General features: G+C 67.1%; 20 protein-coding genes. 15 read left to right on the forward strand and 5 right to left on the reverse strand.

Going from position 1 to position 17,057, the window contains the following annotated elements; genetic code table 11:
• Positions 1–414: 414 nt before the first annotated feature.
• The gene (locus KBY66_RS14770) at positions 415–681 is read left to right on the forward strand and encodes a FitA-like ribbon-helix-helix domain-containing protein (RefSeq protein WP_255090378.1); all 267 of its coding nucleotides are present in this window, start codon (positions 415–417) and stop codon (positions 679–681) included.
• Positions 678–1,100, forward strand: coding sequence for a type II toxin-antitoxin system VapC family toxin (locus tag KBY66_RS14775; protein ID WP_255090379.1), 423 nt, complete (start codon positions 678–680; stop codon positions 1,098–1,100). The genes KBY66_RS14770 and KBY66_RS14775 overlap by 4 nt, the downstream gene beginning before the upstream one ends.
• A 189-nt stretch (positions 1,101–1,289) precedes the next feature.
• On the opposite strand, the gene KBY66_RS14780 is transcribed toward KBY66_RS14775, so the two are convergent.
• From KBY66_RS14780 to eno, 4 genes are all read right to left on the reverse strand, one after another.
• On the reverse strand, positions 1,290–1,643 hold the full coding sequence (locus KBY66_RS14780) for a type II toxin-antitoxin system PemK/MazF family toxin (RefSeq protein ID WP_255090380.1): 354 nt from the start codon (positions 1,641–1,643) through the stop codon (positions 1,290–1,292).
• On the reverse strand, positions 1,625–1,834 hold the full coding sequence (locus KBY66_RS14785) for a hypothetical protein (protein ID WP_255090381.1): 210 nt from the start codon (positions 1,832–1,834) through the stop codon (positions 1,625–1,627). The genes KBY66_RS14780 and KBY66_RS14785 overlap by 19 nt, the downstream gene beginning before the upstream one ends.
• A 176-nt stretch (positions 1,835–2,010) precedes the next feature.
• Positions 2,011–2,538 (reverse strand): hypothetical protein, encoded by a 528-nt coding sequence (locus tag KBY66_RS14790; RefSeq protein ID WP_255090382.1) that lies wholly within the window; start codon positions 2,536–2,538, stop codon positions 2,011–2,013.
• A 537-nt stretch (positions 2,539–3,075) separates the two neighbouring features.
• Positions 3,076–4,371, reverse strand: a complete 1,296-nt coding sequence (gene eno / locus KBY66_RS14795) for a phosphopyruvate hydratase (RefSeq protein WP_255090383.1) — start codon at positions 4,369–4,371, stop codon at positions 3,076–3,078.
• Positions 4,372–4,516: 145 nt separating this feature from the next.
• Between eno and gloA the strand changes: the two genes are divergently transcribed.
• The 8 genes from gloA to rplL all read left to right on the forward strand — a co-directional run bounded on the left by gloA (position 4,517) and on the right by rplL (position 11,517).
• Entirely contained in the window at positions 4,517–4,921 is a 405-nt protein-coding gene (gene gloA / locus KBY66_RS14800) for a lactoylglutathione lyase (RefSeq protein WP_255090384.1), read from the forward strand.
• Positions 4,908–7,760, forward strand: a complete 2,853-nt coding sequence (locus KBY66_RS14805) for an ATP-dependent Clp protease ATP-binding subunit (RefSeq protein WP_255090386.1) — start codon at positions 4,908–4,910, stop codon at positions 7,758–7,760. The genes gloA and KBY66_RS14805 overlap by 14 nt, the downstream gene beginning before the upstream one ends.
• A 54-nt stretch (positions 7,761–7,814) precedes the next feature.
• Positions 7,815–8,066 carry a preprotein translocase subunit SecE gene (gene secE / locus KBY66_RS14810; protein WP_399225671.1) on the forward strand — a complete coding sequence of 84 codons (252 nt, stop codon included), beginning with the start codon at positions 7,815–7,817 and terminating at the stop codon, positions 8,064–8,066.
• 153 nt (positions 8,067–8,219) lie between these two features.
• Positions 8,220–8,834: a transcription termination/antitermination protein NusG gene (gene nusG, locus KBY66_RS14815; protein ID WP_255090400.1), complete on the forward strand. Its 615-nt coding sequence runs from the start codon at positions 8,220–8,222 to the stop codon at positions 8,832–8,834.
• 165 nt (positions 8,835–8,999) lie between these two features.
• A complete protein-coding gene (gene rplK, locus KBY66_RS14820; protein WP_255090387.1) occupies positions 9,000–9,425 on the forward strand; it encodes a 50S ribosomal protein L11 in 426 nt (141 codons plus the stop codon).
• A gap of 111 nt (positions 9,426–9,536) precedes the next feature.
• Positions 9,537–10,244 carry a 50S ribosomal protein L1 gene (gene rplA / locus KBY66_RS14825; protein WP_255090389.1) on the forward strand — a complete coding sequence of 236 codons (708 nt, stop codon included), beginning with the start codon at positions 9,537–9,539 and terminating at the stop codon, positions 10,242–10,244.
• A 299-nt stretch (positions 10,245–10,543) separates the two neighbouring features.
• Positions 10,544–11,071, forward strand: coding sequence for a 50S ribosomal protein L10 (gene rplJ / locus KBY66_RS14830; protein WP_255090391.1), 528 nt, complete (start codon positions 10,544–10,546; stop codon positions 11,069–11,071).
• Between the two features lie 62 nt (positions 11,072–11,133).
• Positions 11,134–11,517 (forward strand): 50S ribosomal protein L7/L12, encoded by a 384-nt coding sequence (gene rplL, locus KBY66_RS14835; protein WP_255090392.1) that lies wholly within the window; start codon positions 11,134–11,136, stop codon positions 11,515–11,517.
• 301 nt (positions 11,518–11,818) lie between these two features.
• Here rplL and KBY66_RS14840 read toward each other — a convergent pair whose 3' ends face one another.
• Positions 11,819–12,556, reverse strand: a complete 738-nt coding sequence (locus KBY66_RS14840; RefSeq protein ID WP_255090393.1) for a DUF3747 domain-containing protein — start codon at positions 12,554–12,556, stop codon at positions 11,819–11,821.
• 49 nt (positions 12,557–12,605) lie between these two features.
• Between KBY66_RS14840 and KBY66_RS14845 the strand changes: the two genes are divergently transcribed.
• From KBY66_RS14845 to KBY66_RS14865, 5 genes are read left to right on the forward strand one after another with little or no spacing between them, the layout of a single operon-like run.
• Positions 12,606–13,307: a ribonuclease H gene (locus tag KBY66_RS14845; RefSeq protein ID WP_255120291.1), complete on the forward strand. Its 702-nt coding sequence runs from the start codon at positions 12,606–12,608 to the stop codon at positions 13,305–13,307.
• On the forward strand, positions 13,307–14,473 hold the full coding sequence (locus KBY66_RS14850) for a quinone-dependent dihydroorotate dehydrogenase (protein ID WP_255090394.1): 1,167 nt from the start codon (positions 13,307–13,309) through the stop codon (positions 14,471–14,473). Before KBY66_RS14845 ends, KBY66_RS14850 begins: the two co-directional genes overlap by 1 nt.
• Before the next feature lie 43 nt (positions 14,474–14,516).
• The gene (gene pilM, locus KBY66_RS14855) at positions 14,517–15,539 is read left to right on the forward strand and encodes a type IV pilus biogenesis protein PilM (protein ID WP_255090395.1); all 1,023 of its coding nucleotides are present in this window, start codon (positions 14,517–14,519) and stop codon (positions 15,537–15,539) included.
• On the forward strand, positions 15,536–16,243 hold the full coding sequence (locus tag KBY66_RS14860; RefSeq protein ID WP_255090396.1) for a PilN domain-containing protein: 708 nt from the start codon (positions 15,536–15,538) through the stop codon (positions 16,241–16,243). Before pilM ends, KBY66_RS14860 begins: the two co-directional genes overlap by 4 nt.
• Positions 16,240–16,935 (forward strand): hypothetical protein, encoded by a 696-nt coding sequence (locus KBY66_RS14865; protein WP_255090397.1) that lies wholly within the window; start codon positions 16,240–16,242, stop codon positions 16,933–16,935. Before KBY66_RS14860 ends, KBY66_RS14865 begins: the two co-directional genes overlap by 4 nt.
• Positions 16,936–17,057: the final 122 nt, after the last annotated feature.

Consider the following 17,057-nt stretch of genomic DNA (forward strand, 5'->3'; position numbering starts at 1 on the left):
TGGCGTCAACCCGAAGAAGTGTGGATCAACAAGCCACCAGAAGAGCCCGAACCGTTCCTCGCGCTAGCCTTGGTCCAGGCCGCCTGAGTGGCAGCCAAGGAGTGACACCTTCCCTGAAAGTCACCGGTGACCTGCCCCTTGCTTGTCAAGGTGGTGGCCATGGAATGCTCCCGAAGTATTACTGGTACTAATCATCGCAATACAAGCGCAGGTCTTGCGCAGCTGTGCCTGCACTCTCGCCGCTCAACAAGCTGATGCTTAAGTTCGATCGGCCCGAGTTGTCGCCTGTGGACATCAAGACGTTGGAGGCGTCGATGCGGCCGCTCCAAGCCACCGATCCCAAGCCCCCTTATCGACCCCTGGCCCAAGCGCGAGCGTTGACTGCAACGATTGCATTGACAGCAGGGAGTCCCCATGGCCAGCCTCACGATTCGCAACCTCGATGACACCATCAAGGCGCAGCTGCGTCTTCAGGCGGCGCGCCATGGCCGCTCGATGGAGGAAGAGGCACGCACGATCCTGAGACAGGCGGTGGTCACCCAGCCGCCCGAGGCTGAGGGCGGACGTGGCCTGGGCAGCCGCATCCATGCCCACTTCGCTGCCCTCGGCGGGGTGGACCTCGACCTGCCCGCGGGTGCGTCCACCGCGGAAGGGGCTGGCTTTGGTGAGGAGCCGTTGTGATCGTGCTGGACACCAACCTGTTCGCGGAGCTGATGCGGCCCAGCCCCGAGCCAAAGGTGTTCGCCTGGGCGGATCGGCTTGATCCGGCCCAGGTGGGCATCACCACGATGAACGAGGAGGAAATCCTGCAGGGCATCGCCCGTCTGCCTGTGGGCCGCCGCAGGGAAGCCCTGCAGCACAGCTGGGAGGCTCTGCTGCCTGCCCTGTTCGGAGAACGGATCTGGGCCTTCACCCGGGAGCACGCCCACTGGTACGGAGAGCTGCTGCGGCAGCGGGAACTGCTGGGCCGTCCGATCGCCACGGCTGATGCCGTCATCGCTGCCACCACCCTGGCCCGGGGCGCCCAGCTGGCCACCCGCAACGGGGTCGATTTCGCTGGAATCGGGATCGACCTGATCGACCCCTGGGCTCAGCCTTGACCCTCCCCGGGGATGTCCCGATGGCCAGATGCGCGTCAAGGCTGTGTCGAGAGGAATTGGAAGGAAGAGGCGATGGCCTTGATCACCACATTGATGTGATCATCGGGGCAACGCTCCAGATCACCTGCACGCAGGATGTTACTGCGTTCCTCAAGGGTTTCAAGGAGGCGTGACAGATGGATCTCGGTGTTAAAAGGTGTAATCCTTCAGGCCTCGTCGAAGGATGTCGACCAACGCATCCAGCACTTCAGACATTTTCACACTATTCAACGTGCCGGCTACTCCAGTAATGATCGAAACATTCGCAGTAAACAACTTTCCGATGCGCACAAAGCTCTCACGCTTGAGCCCACCTTCGGCAAAGTCACTTTCAAAAAGAGGGATCGCCAGCCTATCTGCGTAGGACCTACTTGTGATCTGACAAAGCACAAAGTCTCCCATTCCAACATCTGCAATGATCAAGGCGGGCCTGCGTTTTGCTTGTGACAGGTCGGAATAGGGAAATGGAATTAATACTACGTCTCCTATTGAAGGTGGGACCATGCAGCTTCCTCTTCTGAGTTTAGCCAGTCCGCCGCCAGCGTCATTTCACTTAAGACAACTCCGCCGAGGATAGAGTCAGGCTCGTCACTGGGTACAGAAACAAACACCTTCGCCCCCTTCTTTAGATGAACAGGACTCTTGATCCTGATGCGCCCATCTGTTTCAACGATAGCCTCAAATATGTTTTCCATGGAAAAGAGTCAGTTGGCATACGTCAGAATTCTTTCAGCATAGCTCCAATGTTGTCGGTGTGACGGCAAGCTGGTTAAGGCTGATGCAGACCCTGGCATGCTCACGCCCATCCTTCTAACGTTGAAGTTGAGCCGTGAGCGGCGGCCTGCCGAAACGAGTCGGCTCGAGCGACTGGTTAGGCCACATCTCCGGACTCATCGTCCACTAGACCGAATGGTGTGTAACTCGGCCTCTCCAGACCCGCACCCATCTGAAACAAGTAGAGATTGGTCTCGCCAGAAAGTGAAATCGTATGCGCGTTCAATAGGTTCACGATCTGATTTCGCCAAGCCTTGATGCTCGACTTGTAGCCGTCGAGGTCCGTCAGACTGCCGTACGGGTTGTCAGCGTGCATTAGGCCTCCGCATTGCTCGTATGCAATCTCGAATCGGTCACGTGACAAGTAGTCGTCGGGGCGTTCATTCCACTCCATCGCCAAACCCGGCTGTTGCGACGGAGCCTGAACAATTGGCTGCGGGTAGAAGTCAGGATTGATTCGGGCCAAGTCTCGAAGCATGTAGCGCGCATTCCAATGCTTAGAAAACTCTGAGTATTGGCGCGAGTACTCCTGAACATTCGCTATGAGCGACGCAAATGCGATGAGCTCAAGAACTTTCCTAACCTGCAGGCCAGCCGACCAAGTGTTGTTGCCGGAAAAGTGCATGAGAGCTTCCTGACAAGAACGAATCGATTACCTCCGTTCTACGTTTCACCTCTACAAGCACACCAAGATTTTTTTCTGGAGCAACGAGCGGCATATCTCTGGGCCTAACGCTGAATGGACGGATCCAGTGAATACCGGAACCTTGCTTCTCTTGGCAGAATAAGAGCGGCTCGGGCTGAGTGCAACAGCGCGAAAATCGTGTCCTTGCGCAAAAGTTTCCGTAAACCTTCACAGGTCACAGCATCATAGGTGGATCTGTATAATGCCGTTCCTGCTGTTACAAAAGCCCGGCAGGGCTGCTCACGCCCTGAGGGCCTCGATCAGCTCATGCGTGAGATCATCGTTGTCTTTGCAACGCTGTGCACCTCCTGTTTCTGGATCGTGCGGGTTTCCTGCGCCGCTCCAGCGGGTGGGTGGCAAAAGAATGGTGACACCTTATGCCAGCACTGCTGAGCAACTGAGGAATCGCGACTTGGTCTTGACCGGTGCTTGATCCAGTTCTCAGCTGAGCCAGGCCTCATTCGTTGACCATCGGGATCAGGCTTTCCCCCGCGGCCCCCGATCTTCCGCCCCGGCGTAGATGGCCTGGCTGCCCAGTTCGTCCTCGATGCGCAGCAGCCGGTTGTATTTCGCCACCCGTTCGCTGCGGCTGAGCGAACCGGTCTTGATCTGGCCTGCCCGGGTGGCCACGGCCAGGTCGGCGATGGTGGTGTCCTCGGTTTCGCCGCTGCGGTGGCTGATCACGCTGGTGTAGCCGGCCCGCCCGGCCAGGTCGATCGCCTGCAGGGTTTCGGTGAGCGAGCCGATCTGATTCACCTTGATCAGGATCGAGTTGGCGATGCCTTCCTCGATGCCCCTCTGCAGGCGGGTGGTGTTGGTGACGAACAGATCATCCCCCACAAGTTGCACGCGGCTGCCCAGCCGTTGGGTGAGCAGGGCCCAGCCCGCCCAGTCGTCTTCGGCGAGGCCGTCTTCGATCGACACGATCGGGTAGCGGCTCACCAGGGCCTCGAGCTGGTCGACCATCTCGGCGGCGCTGTAGCTGCCACCGCCGAAGGCATAGCGGCCATCCTTGTAGAACTCCGTGCTCGCCACATCCAGGGCGAGGGAAATCTGATCGCCGGGCTTGTAGCCGGCCTTCTCGATCGCCTCCACCAGCAGATCACCGGCGGCGGCGTTGCTCTCCAGATCCGGCGCGAAGCCGCCTTCATCGCCCACCGCCGTGGAAAGCCCCTGGGCGCTCAGCAGGCCCTTGAGGGTCTGGAACACTTCGGCGCCCATGCGCAGCGCCTCGCGAAACGTGGGCGCGCCGTGGGGCACCAGCATGAACTCCTGAAAGTCCATGTTGTTGGCGGCATGGGCCCCGCCGTTGATTACGTTCATCAGCGGCACCGGCAGCAGGGTGGCCATCGGGCCGCCCAGGTAGCGGTAGAGGGGCAGCCCTACGCCATCGGCCGCAGCCCGTGCCACCGCCAGGCTCACGGCCAGCACCGCGTTGGCGCCCAGGGCCGATTTATTGTCGCTTCCGTCGAGGTCGAGCATCGCCCCGTCCACGGCCCCCTGATCCAGGGCGCTGAGGCCGCAGAGGGCCGGTGCGATCTTCTCTTCGATGTTGGCCACCGCCTTCTCGACCCCCTTGCCGAAGTAGCGGCTGCCGCCATCGCGCAGCTCGTGGGCCTCGTGGGCGCCGGTGCTGGCACCGCTGGGCACGATGGCGTGGCCCTGGGCGCCCCCCTCCAGCCGCACTTCCGCCTCCACGGTGGGGGTGCCGCGGGAATCGAGCACTTCCCGCGCCACGATCGAATCAATCACCAGGTCGAGGGAGTCGATCACGGAGAAGCCTTGACATCAAGTCTGCAGGGATCCTATGGGCCATTTCTGGGACCGCTTTTACGCCTGTTGGCACGGCCTGACACCCGGAGCCTGATTCGGGGCCGGTCAGAATGGGGGGACTCTGCGCCGGCCGTCGCCGCGACCCATGCGCCTGCTTCACACCATGCTCCGGGTGGGCGATCTGGAGCGCTCCCTGGCCTTCTACACCGAGGTGCTGGGCATGACCCTCCTGCGCCGGCGTGACTATCCCGAAGGCCGCTTCACCCTGGCTTTCGTGGGCTACGGCGAGGAAAGCAGCACCAGCGTGATCGAGCTCACCCACAACTGGGACACCAGCTCCTACGAGATCGGCACGGGCTACGGCCACATTGCCCTTGGTGTGGAGGACATCACCGCCACCTGCGCGGCCATCGCCGACAAGGGCGGCCGGGTGGTGCGGCCGCCTGGGCCGATGAAACACGGCAGCACGGTGATCGCCTTCGTGGAAGATCCCGACGGTTACAAGGTGGAATTGATCCAGCTGGGTGCGAGGCCGGATGCCGCCGTCTGAACGCTTTGGCTCCAGGGGCCCGGCTGCTGGACAAGCTGCCGGTGCCACCGCCCAGGGCAGCCTCACCAGCGAACCCGATCGCTTCAGCGAAGCCGCCTGGGAGCTGTTGCTGGCCGGGCAGGACCAGGCCCGCCGCTGGCGCCATGGCCAGCTCGACGTCGAGCATCTGCTTCAGGTGCTTTTCCAGGACCCCCGCTACGCCAGCTGGGTGGACCCCCTGGCCACGGATGGCGAGCGGCTGCTCGACCAGCTGGAAGGCTTCTGCGCCGAGCAGCCGTCATCGAGCGCCGCCGAGCTGTTCATCGGGGACGCCCTCGAGGATCTGCTGGAGGCTGCCGACCGGCGCCGCGCCAGCTGGGGCTCCCGCCTGCTCGACATCCCCCACCTGCTGCTGGCCCTGCTGGAGGAGCCCCGCATCGGCGCGGCCCTGCTCGAGGACCAGGGCCTCAGCGAAGAGCGGCTGCTGCGGCAGCTGCGGCCCGGGCCCGCAACAGGCCCCGGGCCAGCCCTCTCGGTGGCCGATGCCTGGATCGATACGCCCGCACCCGGCCCAGCCAGCTCCCCGCCACTGCCGCCTCGCCCCGCACCCGCCATCGAGACCCGCCCGCTCAGCCCCAGCCCCGTCCAGGCCGCCCCCGCCAACGGCCTGCCGGCCCCACCAGCGGCCGATGGCCTGACCCTGACGGCTGAACCCGCCGCCCTGGAGCAGTACGGCCGCGACCTCACCGCCGCCGCCCGCGCCGGCCTCCTCGATCCGGTGATCGGCCGCGACACCGAGATTCGCCGCCTGATCCAGGTGCTCTCCCGCCGCGGCAAGAACAATCCGGTTCTGATCGGGGAGCCCGGTGTGGGCAAAACCGCCATCGCCGAGCTGCTGGCCCAGCGGATCGTGGCCGGCGAGGTGCCCGATTCGCTCAAGGGCATTCGCCTGATCAGCCTCGATCTCGGCGCCCTGATCGCCGGCGCCAAGTTCCGCGGCCAGTTCGAGGAACGGCTGCGCAGTGTGCTGGCCGAGGTGAGTGCCAGCGATGGTGCCGGAGGTGCCGGCGTGGTGCTGTTCATCGATGAGCTGCACACGGTGGTGAGCTCCGACCGCTCCAGCGCCGATGCCGGCAGCATCCTCAAGCCGGTGCTGGCCCGCGGCGAGCTGCGCTGCATCGGCGCCACCACCCCCGAGGACTACCGCCGCACCGTGGAGAAGGATCCCGCCCTCAACCGCCGCTTCCAGCAGGTGGTGATCCGGGAGCCCAGCCGCGAGGTGAGCCTGGAGATCCTGCGGGGACTCAAGGAGCGCTACGAGCTGCACCACGGCGTCACGATCACCGATGGCGCCCTGGTGGCGGCCACCCGCCTGGCCGATCGCTACATCGCCGACCGCTGCCTCCCCGACAAGGCGATCGACCTGATCGACGAGGCCGCCGCCCAGCTGCGCATGGAGGTGACCTCCAAGCCCCGGCTGGTGGAGGAGGCCGAAGCCGAGCTGCGCCGGGTGGAGCTGGCCCTGCTGGCGGCGGAGGCCACTCCGCTGGCCGAGCGGGTGCAGCGCCAGGAGGAACGCCGCCTCGCCCTGGCCCGCCTGCAGGGGCTGCAGCAGCGCTGGCAGGGGGAGCGGGAGCAGCTGGCCGAGCTGCGCGAGCTGCTGCAACAGGACGAAGACCTGCGCCACGCCATCGCCGAAGCCGAGCGCGATGGCGACCTGGAGGAGGCCGCCCGGCTTCAGTACGACCAGCTGCATGGCCTCCAGCAGCGCCGCGCCAGCCTGGAGGCCGATCTCAAGGCCGACCAGGAGAGCGGCCAGTCGCTGCTGCGGGAGCAGGTGGAGGAGGGGGACATTGCCGACGTGGTGGCCCGCTGGACCGGCATCCCAATGCAGCGGCTGCTGGCCGGCGAACGCCAGAAGCTGCTGGAGCTGGAGTCCCGGCTGGGGGAACGGGTGATCGGCCAGCCCGAGGCGGTGGCGGCGGTGGCGGCGGCGATCCGCCGCGCCCGGGCCGGCATGCAGGATCCGCGCCGGCCGGTGGGATCCTTCCTGTTCCTCGGCCCCACCGGCGTCGGCAAAACAGAACTGGCCAAGGCCCTGGCGGCGGCCCTCTTCGATGAGGAGGACGCGCTGGTGCGCCTTGACATGAGCGAATTCATGGAGCGCAACGCCGTGGCCCGGCTGCTGGGCGCCCCGCCCGGCTACGTGGGCTACGAGGAAGGCGGCCAGCTCACCGAGGCGGTGCGGCGCCGGCCCTACGCCGTGCTGCTGCTCGATGAAGTGGAGAAGGCCCACCCCGAGGTGTTCAACCTCCTGCTGCAGGTGCTCGATGACGGGCGTCTCACCGATTCCCAGGGCCGCACCGTCGACTTCCGCAACACCGTGGTGGTGATGACCAGCAACCTGGCCAGCCGGGCGATCCTGGAGCGGGCCCGCCAGGGCACCGGCTCGGAGCTGGACGCCGGCCTGGATGCCGCTGTGGAAGCGGCCCTGGCCGCCCAGTTCCGCCCCGAGTTTCTCAACCGCATCGATGAGCTGATCCGCTTCCGGCCGCTGGCAGCGGCGGATCTGCAGCGGATCGTGCGGCTGCAACTGGCCGAGCTCGCCAGCCTGCTTGCGGAGCAGCGGCTGGAGCTGCGGGTCGACGAGGCCGTGGTGGACAGCCTGGCGGCCCAGGGCTATGAACCGGAGTACGGCGCCCGGCCGCTGCGGCGGGTGCTGCGCCGCCAGATCGAAAACCCCCTGGCCACCGAGCTGCTCGAAGACCACTTCGCCGGGGCCTGGGGGGTGAGGGTGAGCCTGCCCGCCGATCCGGCCGGTCCGCTTCAGTTCAGCTCCCTGGGGGAGAGCGTCCGGTAGGTCCGGTAGGGTGTTTGTTTGCCGGTGCGTGTGACGACCGGTCGATCCGTTCCCTTGGACTCCCCCAGCCGCTCCTCCAGCCCCGAAGACACGCTGACCGCCGAGGAGCTGCCACAAGCTCCGAAAGTTGGTCCGGCCGGCTTCTTGCCCTCGCTACTCGAGGAGCTCGGCAAGGTGGTGTGGCCCAGCCGTCAGCAACTGTTCAGCGAGTCGGTGGCGGTGATCCTGATGGTCACCCTCTCCGCCGCCGCCATCGCCGCGGTGGACCGCTTCTACAGCTGGGGTTCGTCCCAGGTGTTCCGTTGACCCTCTCGCCCAGCTCCCTCCCCAGTCGTCCTGACTTCCCAGCCCGTGTCCGAAGCCGATCTCCTCACTGCCGACAGCGCCGCGCCCGAGACTGGCCCCGAGGCTGACGGCGCCGATCGGCCGGCGACCGTGGAGCTCGTGTCCGTTGCCGGTGTGGACATCGCCCTGCCCCCGGGCGGCGTTGCTGAGGCTGAGGGCAGGCCCCAGACCGCCCGCTGGTACGCGGTGCAGGTGGCCTCAAGCTGCGAGAAGAAGGTGAAGGCCACCCTCGAGCAGCGGGCCATCACCCTGGGGGTCGACAACCGCATCGTCGAGATCGAGATCCCCCAGACCCCCGCGATCAAGATCAAGAAGGACGGCAGCCGCCAGTCCGCCGAGGAGAAGGTGTTCCCGGGCTACGTGCTGGTGCGGATGGTCCTCGACGAGGACACGATGATGGCCGTGCGCAGCACCCCGAACGTCATCAATTTCGTCGGTGCCGAAGAGCGGCGCGCCACCGGCCGCGCCCGCGGCCACATCAAGCCCCGGCCACTCTCCCGCCAGGAGGTGGAGCGCATCTTCAAGCGGGCCGCCGAGAAGAAGCCCGTCGTCAAGGTGGACATCACCGAAGGCGATCAGATCATCGTCACCGCCGGTCCGTTCAAGGACTTCCAGGGCGAGGTGATCGAGGTGTCCGGAGAACGCAGCAAGCTCAAGGCCCTGCTCTCGATCTTCGGCCGGGAAACCCCGGTGGAACTGGAGTTCTCCCAGATCAGCAAGCAGAGCTGATCCGCTGCGGCCGCCTCCCTGCGGAGGGCGGCCCTGGGTGAATCCGCCGGCACACCGGTGGGTCCGCCGCCACGCTTCCCCCGCCGGGTGAGGCGATCCGCATCGCTCCCGCTCGGGAGCTCCGTCCCCACTCCCGCCAGGGAGTTCCGCTCCGTAGACCAGCCGATGGCCAAGAAAGTCGTAGCCGTGATCAAGCTGGCCCTCAACGCCGGCAAAGCCAACCCCGCACCGCCCGTGGGCCCCGCCCTCGGCCAGCACGGGGTCAACATCATGGCGTTCTGCAAGGAGTACAACGCCCGCACCCAGGAGAAGGCCGGCTATGTGATCCCGGTGGAGATCTCGGTCTTCGAAGACCGCAGCTTCACCTTCATCACCAAGACCCCGCCCGCTTCCGTGCTGATCTCCAAGGCAGCCGGGATCGAGAAGGGAGCCGCCACCTCCAGCAAGGGCAGCGTGGGCGCAATCAGCCGCGCCCAGCTCGAGGAGATCGCCAAGACGAAACTCCCCGACCTCAACTGCACCAGCCTGGAATCGGCCACCCGCATCATCGAAGGCACCGCCCGCAACATGGGCGTCGCCGTCAACGATTGATCGCCGGCCCGATTCGCCCACCCGTCCACCCATCCACCCAATCCGGGGGAGACCCAGTGCCAACGGCCGACCCACGGCCCGACGCCCCGTCGCTCGCACCCCACTCGAACCATGACCAAACCCTCCAAACGCTTTACCGCCCTTGCCGAGAAGGTCGAGGACCGCCCCTATGCACCGCTCGAAGCGCTGCAACTGGTGAAAGAAACGGCCACGGCCAAATTCGACGAGACGATCGAGGCCCATGTGCGCCTCGGCATCGATCCGAAGTACACCGACCAGCAGCTGCGCACCACCGTGGCCCTCCCGAACGGCACCGGCCAGACCATCCGCATCGCCGTGATCGCCCGGGGGGAGAAGGTGGCCGAGGCCACCGCCGCCGGCGCCGATCTGGCCGGTGACGAGGACCTGGTGGACGCGATCGCCGGCGGCCAGATGGATTTCGACCTGCTGATCGCCACCCCGGACATGATGCCCAAGGTCGCCAAGCTGGGCCGGGTGCTCGGGCCGAGGGGCCTGATGCCGAACCCCAAGGCCGGCACCGTCACCGCCGACCTGGCCGGCGCCATCCGTGAGTTCAAGGCCGGCAAGCTCGAGTTCCGCGCCGACCGCACCGGCATCGTGCACGTGCGTTTCGGCAAGGCGAGCTTCACGGTGGAGGCGCTGCTGGCCAACCTCAAGGCGCTCCAGGAAACCATCGACCGCCAGAAGCCCAGCGGCGCCAAGGGCCGCTACTGGCGCAGCCTCACCCTCTCCTCCACGATGGGCCCCGGCATCGACGTCGACTTCGCCGCCCTGCAGGAGATCAAGCAGGAGAGCTGAGCTCCTCAGCGGTGTAGGGTTAAAAACTGGCTTTGGCCAGCGGGCACGCGCCCGACCCAAGACAGCAGGTGGCTGAAGGATCGCAGGTTCAACCTTGCGACCGTCTCCCATAAACCCTGCCGAGGTGTCCGCGGAAGTTTTGTTTCCCCGGGTTTTCCGAGGGGTGCGAATCCTCAAGCGACCTCGTCACGCCAGCGCCCAGTCGCCGGCGGGTTCCTTGACCGATTCCGATCTGGAGGGCGTCAAGCGAGCCGTCGAGGCCGCGTGTTCGGCTTGTTCCCTCGATTCCCCCCACTTCTATGGGCCGCTCCCTGGAGAGCAAGCAACAGATCGTCGAGGAGCTCAAGGGGCTCCTCGACGGGGCCGAAATGGCGCTGGTCCTTGATTACAAGGGCCTATCCATCAAGGAGATGACTGATCTGCGGACCCGTCTGCAGGCCAGCAACGGCATCTGCAAGGTGACCAAGAACACCTTGATGCGCCTGGCCATTGATGGCAACAGCGCCTGGTCGGAACTCGACTCCCTGCTCACCGGCACCAATGCCTTCGTCCTGATCCGGGGCGATGTCGGCGGTGCGGTCAAGGCCGTTCAGTCCTTCCAGAAGGACACGAAGAAATCGGATGTGAAAGGAGGCCTCTTCGAAGGCCAGCTCCTCTCCCAGGCCGATGTCAAGGCCATCGGTGAGCTCCCCTCCAAGGAAGTGCTCCTGGCGCAGATCGCCGGTGCGATCAACGCCGTGGCCACCCAACTGGCGGTCGGCATCAACGAAGTTCCTTCCGGGCTCGCCCGGGCGCTCAAGCAGCACGTCGACGGCGAAGCCAGCTGAGCTGTGCTGAACCGAGCCGATTTTCTGTTTCCCATCCCCTGATCTGTTGCTGATTCTCAACCATGACGACAAAAACCGACACCATTCTCGAATCCCTGAAAACCCTCTCGCTGCTTGAGGCTTCCGAGCTCGTCAAGCAGATCGAAGAGGCCTTCGGCGTCTCCGCCGCCGCTTCCGCCGGCGCCGTGATGATGGCGGCTCCCGCCGCCGCCGCCGAGCCTGTCGAAGAGCAGACCGAGTTCGACGCCATCCTCGATGGTTTCGACGCCGCTTCGAAGATCAAGGTCCTCAAGGCCGTGCGCGAAGTCACCGGCCTCGGCCTCGGCGAAGCCAAGGCCCTTGTCGAGGCCGCTCCCAAGGCGATCAAGGAGGCCGTCTCCAAGGACGAAGCCGAAGCGATCAAGAAGGCCGTCGAAGAAGTCGGCGGCAAGGTCACGGTCAAGTGATCCCGCTGCGGGCGGCCTCCAGGCCTCCCGCCACCCCCGCCGGCCCTTCGGGCCGGCTTTTTCATGGCGTGGAACAAGGTCCTGAGCACCTGGCCAGGCGGCCCGCCAGGTGACGGTGAGCCAAAAAAAAGCCCCGCCGAAGGCAGGGCTTTAGAGGTGGAACGCTCCGGGGAGTCTGTCCTTGTTTCGACCCCTGGAGTGGGTTCCGCACCCCTCACACGAATGCACTGTATGGGGGCCAGCGGCCCGAGCCAGAGGCGGGGGTCGCTGTTTCAACTGTCCCCACCGCTACCGCGCCAACCTATTCCTTGAACGGCACCACCTGCAGGGAAATCGGCCCCTGCCGCTGCGGCGAAGGTTGGAGGCGGCGCCCCACCGCCGTGGCCATCTCTCTGGAGGACAGGACCGTGCGGGTCGCCACAGTGTCCTCCGGGGTGCTGCGGCCGGCCCGGGCGATCAACTGCGCCATCGGCGTGGCATTGGCGAAGTACACGTGGTTGAGGGTCTGGCGGCCGAACACCCGCCGGCTGAGCTGCCAGTCGGGCTCGAGGCTGATCGCCACGAAGCCATCCCGGTCGCGGCGGGCCACCGTTCCCCGGCCGACCACCACCGTCGCGGTCTGGGCCGGGCTCATCGCCTGCAGTTGGACCTCCTGGCCCACCTGGAGCATCCGCAGCCGGTAGGAGCTGCCGAGGTCCTGCTCACCCGCCCGGATCGAGTAGCCGTTGCTGTCGATGTAGCGGCTGCAGATGCCGGTGAAATCGAAGCGGTTCAGGGCGGCATCGATCAGCCCATCGGTGCGCCGTTGCCAGCAAAGGGGGCGGCTGCGGATCTGCTCGAGCACCAGCAGCGACCAGTCGGAAAGCCCGACCGGCTTTGCCAGGATCACGAACTGCGAGCCATCGACGGGTTGGCTGTCGAACACCCCCCCCGCCCGGGCCACCGGCAGGCCCTCGCCTGGCAGGGCCAGCAGGCCGAGCCCCAGACCCAGGCCGGCCAGGGCCAGACAAGGTAAGTTCGCTGCATGGTGGTGCTTCAACGTCCCTGCTCCGGCAATTTGTTCTACCGGACCCTCGCCGCCTTGCCCAGTGGCCGCTGATTCGCCACGGGTGGTGGCGGCGGCCACCGATGGTGCCTGCAGCGGTAACCCCGGCCCCGGTGGCTGGGGGGCGCTCCTGCGCTTCGAGGACGGCACGGTGCGGGAGCTGGGTGGTGCCGAGGCGAACACCACCAACAACCGCATGGAACTGACCGCGGCCCTGGCGCTGTTGGGGGAACTCAAGGATCTTCCCCTCCACCCCGACCTGACGATCCGCACCGACAGCCGCTACCTGATCGATGGCCTGGGCAAGTGGATGGCGGGCTGGAAGCGCAAGGGCTGGCGCACCGCCTCGGGGGCCCCGGTCCTGAACCGGGACCTCTGGGAGGCCCTTGATCGGGCCCGATTGCCGGCCGTTCCCCTGGAGCACGTGCGCGGCCACAGCGGCGACCCCGACAACGAGCGCTGCGATGCGATCGCGGTGGGTTATGCGAAAGGCTCGCCCCCGTCACTGGCCAGGGCCGCACCCCCGCCCGTGGATCCGGCGCCGCCGGCCCTGACCCAGCTGCTCAGCCGCCTGGAGCTGGCCGATCGCCTGGCCGAGGGGGGCTACGCCCTGCCCCTGGCGGAGCTGGCCCAGCTGGTGGAGCAGCCGATCGCCCGCCTGCGGGAGAAGCGGGAGGCCTGGCGCTGGCGCGACTGGCGGGTGAGCCCTGCCGGTGGCGACCGCTGGCGCCTGGAGCGGACCTGATGGCCACCCCTGCCAGCACCGGCTCCCTCTACCAACGCTGGGTGGCGCCCCTACTAGGCCAGGACGAAGGGGCGGATGCGGAGCAACTCAGCCGGCTCACCCTGGCGGCCCTGGGCGCGGCGTCGACCCGGCGCAACTGGCCGCTGGTGTCAGGCAGCCTGGCGGGGCTTGGCGCGGAGCTGCAGCGCCGCGACCCCCGCCTGGAGCAGACCCTGTTCGGCTGCCGCTTCGCCAACCCGGTGGGTCTGGCCGCCGGCTTTGACAAGAACGGCGTGGCGGCGGGGGTTTGGCACCAGTTCGGTTTCGGGTTCGCCGAACTGGGCACGGTCACCTGGCACGCCCAACCGGGCAACCCGCGGCCGCGGCTGTTCCGCCTGGCGGCGGAGCGGGCAGCGCTCAACCGGATGGGCTTCAACAACGACGGCGCTGAGGCGCTGAAGCGAACCCTGGAACGCCAAGCTCTGGAGCCGCCTGGCCAGCGGCCCGCCGTGCTGGGCCTCAACTTCGGCAAGTCGAGGATCACCTCCCTGGAGCTGGCTCCCGACGATTACGCCTCGTCCCTGGAGCTGCTCTCGCCCCTGGCGGACTACGCCGTGATCAACGTGAGTTCGCCGAACACGCCGGGCCTGCGCGAACTGCAGGATGCGGTGCAGCTGCGGCGGCTGGTGGAGCGGTTGCGGCGACTGCCGGCCTGCCCGCCGCTGCTGGTGAAAATCGCCCCCGACCTGGAGGACGACGCCATCGACACGATCGCCCGGCTGGCCTACCAGGAGGGTCTGGCCGGGGTGATCGCGGTGAACACAAGCCTGGATCGGCTGGGTCTGGAGAAGCGGCGCTTGCCCCAGACCGGCCGCACCCTGGCGGAGGAGGCTGGCGGGCTGAGTGGGGCGCCGCTGCGGGCCCGGGCCCAGGAGGTGCTGCGCCGGCTGCGGGCCACGGCTGGCCCCGCCCTGCCCCTGATCGGCGTGGGAGGCATCGACTCCCCCCAGGCGGCCTGGGAGCGGATCGCGGCCGGGGCCTGCCTGATTCAGCTCTACACGGGTTGGATCTACGAGGGGCCGGCCCTGGTGCCGGCGATTCTCGAAGGCCTGCAGCAGCAGCTCGACCGCCATGGTTGCGGCGGCATCGCCGAGGCTGTGGGATGCGGGTTGCCCTGGCGGCCGTAGAGGGTGCCAAGTCCGCCTGGTGCCGATAGGGTGCCGACCAGGATTGGGCAAGCAACAGTTGGTACTGGCGGGGTTCCGCGAGCGTTTCGAGCCGCTGGTGGCGCGGATCTTTCCCCCTCGCATCCTGCTGGTCCTCGACGACGAGGCCCTCACGTTGTTGGGCCTGCCCGGCCACGGCTTCAGGTCAGGGGCCAGCCGGCTGCGCCGGGTGCCCCTGCCCCGCGGGGCCTGCGTCGACGGCTTGCCGCTCCAGAAGGCGGCCCTGGGCGACCTGATCGGAGATCTCAGCCTCGAGATGGGCCTGCAGGGGGCCCAGGTGGTGGCCAGCCTGCCCCGGGCGGCCTCGGCGGTGCGGGTGGTGCAATGGCCCTTCGAGGAATGGCCCGAGGAACCCGACCAGGCCCTGCGCCAGATCGATCCTGACCTCTCCCTGCCCTATCCCCTCAGCCAGGCCTACCTGAGCCTCACCCCGCAGGACCGGCAGGATCCCCTCCTGCCCCTGTGCTCCCTGCTGGTCACGGCCCCGCGCCACCTGGTGATGGCCTGGATCGAGGTGTTCGCAATCGCCGAGCTGGCCCTGGAGCGGCTCGAGCCCGCCCAGGTGGCGGATCTGCGGGCGATCGAACCGCTCTTGGTCGAAGCCTCCGCCGACACGTTGATCGGCCTGCTCGAGTGGCGGGCCGATGGAGCTGAGCTCACCCTGGTGCGCCACGGCATTCCCGAGTTCAACCGCCGCCTGCCGGCGGTTGCCGGCGACCTGGCCGCCGCCCTGCGGCCCTGCATCGACTTCTGGCGCCGGCGGGATCCGCAGGCGGGCAGGGTGCGGTTGTTGGTGTTCGGCTCCGGCGGCGGGCGTGGCTCCGTAGCCGAGGCCCTGGCGGGGGATCCGGATTGGAGCGTCGAGATCGTCGATCCCCTGGAGCGGGGCTGGCTGCCGCTGGAGCAGAACCCGGACGATCCCCTGGCCCCCGCCGACCCCGATGGCCCCTCCCTGCTGCGGCTCAGCGGCCTGGTGCGGGCTGAGCCCGGCCAGCAGGATCAGGCCCCCAGGGAGCTGGACCGATGAGGAGCTCCCTGTCCCGGCTGGATCTGCTCCGGGAACGCCGCATCGAGCTGGGTCTGCCGGCCGATCCACCCCGCCCCGCCGATCCGCGCCGACTGCTGCTGATCGGCGGGGCCGTGGGAGCCGGCCTCGTGGCCGCAACTGTTGGGCTGTCGTTGCTGCTGCGCTGGCAGCAGCAGATGCTGAGCAACGAACTGCACAGGCTGGCGCCGGTGCAGTCCCAGGTGGAGGGCCTGGAAGCCCAGCTCAAGGCGGAACGGGCCACAACCGAGGCCACCCGCAAGGGGAATCTGCAGCTGGCTGAGGGGCTGGTGGCGGTGCGTTCCGGCACCGCCCTGATGACCGACCTGTCCCAACGCACCTCCACCGGGCTGCAGCTCACCGCGCTCAAGGTGAACAAGGATGATCTGGAGCTGAAGGGCCGCAGCACCGACCCCGGCGCCTTTGAGCGCATCAATGCCCTGGTGTTGCGCCTGAAGGCCTCCCCCTTGTTGGATCCCGCCACGGTGAAGCTCGGCCGTGCCAAGCGGGCCGCCCCCGAGACCGGGCCTAAGGCGGGCCCATCGCCACTGGTGACTTTCGAGCTCGCCGCCGGGTTCCGTGAGCCGCTCACCGGCTCCGCCCAGTTGCGGCTGCTGCAGGGGCTGGGTGCCGATGGCATGGCCCGGCGCCTGGAGCTGCTGCAGCGGCAGGGGTTGTTGCCATGACGAACCTTCAGGAGGGCGTCAAGCCACCGTCGGAGCTGGCGCGCACGGCGCTGCTGCTGGGCCTGCCGATCGGGGCCGGCCTGCTGCTGGCCGGGCTGGTGGTGGTGGGGGGCGTCTGGCAGCCCTGGAGCAAGCTCCGCCAGGACCAGATCCGTCTCGACGATCTGCGGGCGATGGAGCAGCGGCTGCCCCTGCTGCGCCTGCAGCGGCTGCGACAGATCGAGATGGGCGAGAAGGTGAAGACCCAGCAGAAGGACCTGCTCCAACTGATCGCCGGCATCGGCGACATCAGCACCGTGCTGGCCCAGCTCAACCGTGAGGCCATCGCGGCAGGCATCCAGCTCAACCTGTTCGAGCCCAGCACCGGTGCGGCAGCGGCCACCACCGATCCCAAGGCCTCCAAGGGTGCCAAGCCTGCCGCCCCGCCACCCGCCGAAGGACAGCCGCCGCCCCCGAAGGACCCCCTGGAGGCCCAGGGCCTCATCAAAAGCACCACCTTGCTGAGCGCGCGGGGCCGGTTCCCCAACCTGCTCGACTTCCAGCGGCGGCTGGAGCGGCTCGGCCTGTTGGTGGTGCAGAGCGACTTGACCCTGACCAGCGACGAAGTGAAGGCCGATGCGCCGCCGCCGCTCACCGAGCTGAAGCTCAACCTTTCTCTGTACAGCAAGGCCCGAGCCCAGCCCGCCCGCTAGGGAAGCTCTGGACAACACGTCCGCATAGCCAGTCGCGGTCCACCAATTGTTCGGATTGGACTATTTCAGCAGAGATCAGGCTGGAATGAGCCTGATCTCACCATGTTTGGGGACTGGCCCGC

The sequence above is a fragment of the Synechococcus sp. Tobar12-5m-g genome, assembly GCF_024345415.1.
Taxonomy (GTDB): Bacteria; Cyanobacteriota; Cyanobacteriia; order PCC-6307; family Cyanobiaceae; genus Regnicoccus.

Excerpts from the sequence above, each read along its gene's own strand:
- KBY66_RS14785 (WP_255090381.1), bottom strand. The coding sequence starts at position 1,834 with ATGGAAAACATATTTGAGGCTATCGTTGAAACAGATGGGCGCATCAGG.
- KBY66_RS14790 (WP_255090382.1), bottom strand. The coding sequence starts at position 2,538 with ATGCACTTTTCCGGCAACAACACTTGGTCGGCTGGCCTGCAGGTTAGG.
- KBY66_RS14780 (WP_255090380.1), bottom strand. The coding sequence starts at position 1,643 with ATGGTCCCACCTTCAATAGGAGACGTAGTATTAATTCCATTTCCCTAT.
- KBY66_RS14850 (WP_255090394.1), top strand. The coding sequence starts at position 13,307 with ATGGCCACCCCTGCCAGCACCGGCTCCCTCTACCAACGCTGGGTGGCG.
- rplJ (WP_255090391.1), top strand. The coding sequence starts at position 10,544 with ATGGGCCGCTCCCTGGAGAGCAAGCAACAGATCGTCGAGGAGCTCAAG.
- KBY66_RS14805 (WP_255090386.1), top strand. The coding sequence starts at position 4,908 with ATGCCGCCGTCTGAACGCTTTGGCTCCAGGGGCCCGGCTGCTGGACAA.
- KBY66_RS14770 (WP_255090378.1), top strand. The coding sequence starts at position 415 with ATGGCCAGCCTCACGATTCGCAACCTCGATGACACCATCAAGGCGCAG.
- rplA (WP_255090389.1), top strand. The coding sequence starts at position 9,537 with ATGACCAAACCCTCCAAACGCTTTACCGCCCTTGCCGAGAAGGTCGAG.
- rplK (WP_255090387.1), top strand. The coding sequence starts at position 9,000 with ATGGCCAAGAAAGTCGTAGCCGTGATCAAGCTGGCCCTCAACGCCGGC.
- gloA (WP_255090384.1), top strand. The coding sequence starts at position 4,517 with ATGCGCCTGCTTCACACCATGCTCCGGGTGGGCGATCTGGAGCGCTCC.
- KBY66_RS14865 (WP_255090397.1), top strand. The coding sequence starts at position 16,240 with ATGACGAACCTTCAGGAGGGCGTCAAGCCACCGTCGGAGCTGGCGCGC.
- KBY66_RS14860 (WP_255090396.1), top strand. The coding sequence starts at position 15,536 with ATGAGGAGCTCCCTGTCCCGGCTGGATCTGCTCCGGGAACGCCGCATC.
- rplL (WP_255090392.1), top strand. The coding sequence starts at position 11,134 with ATGACGACAAAAACCGACACCATTCTCGAATCCCTGAAAACCCTCTCG.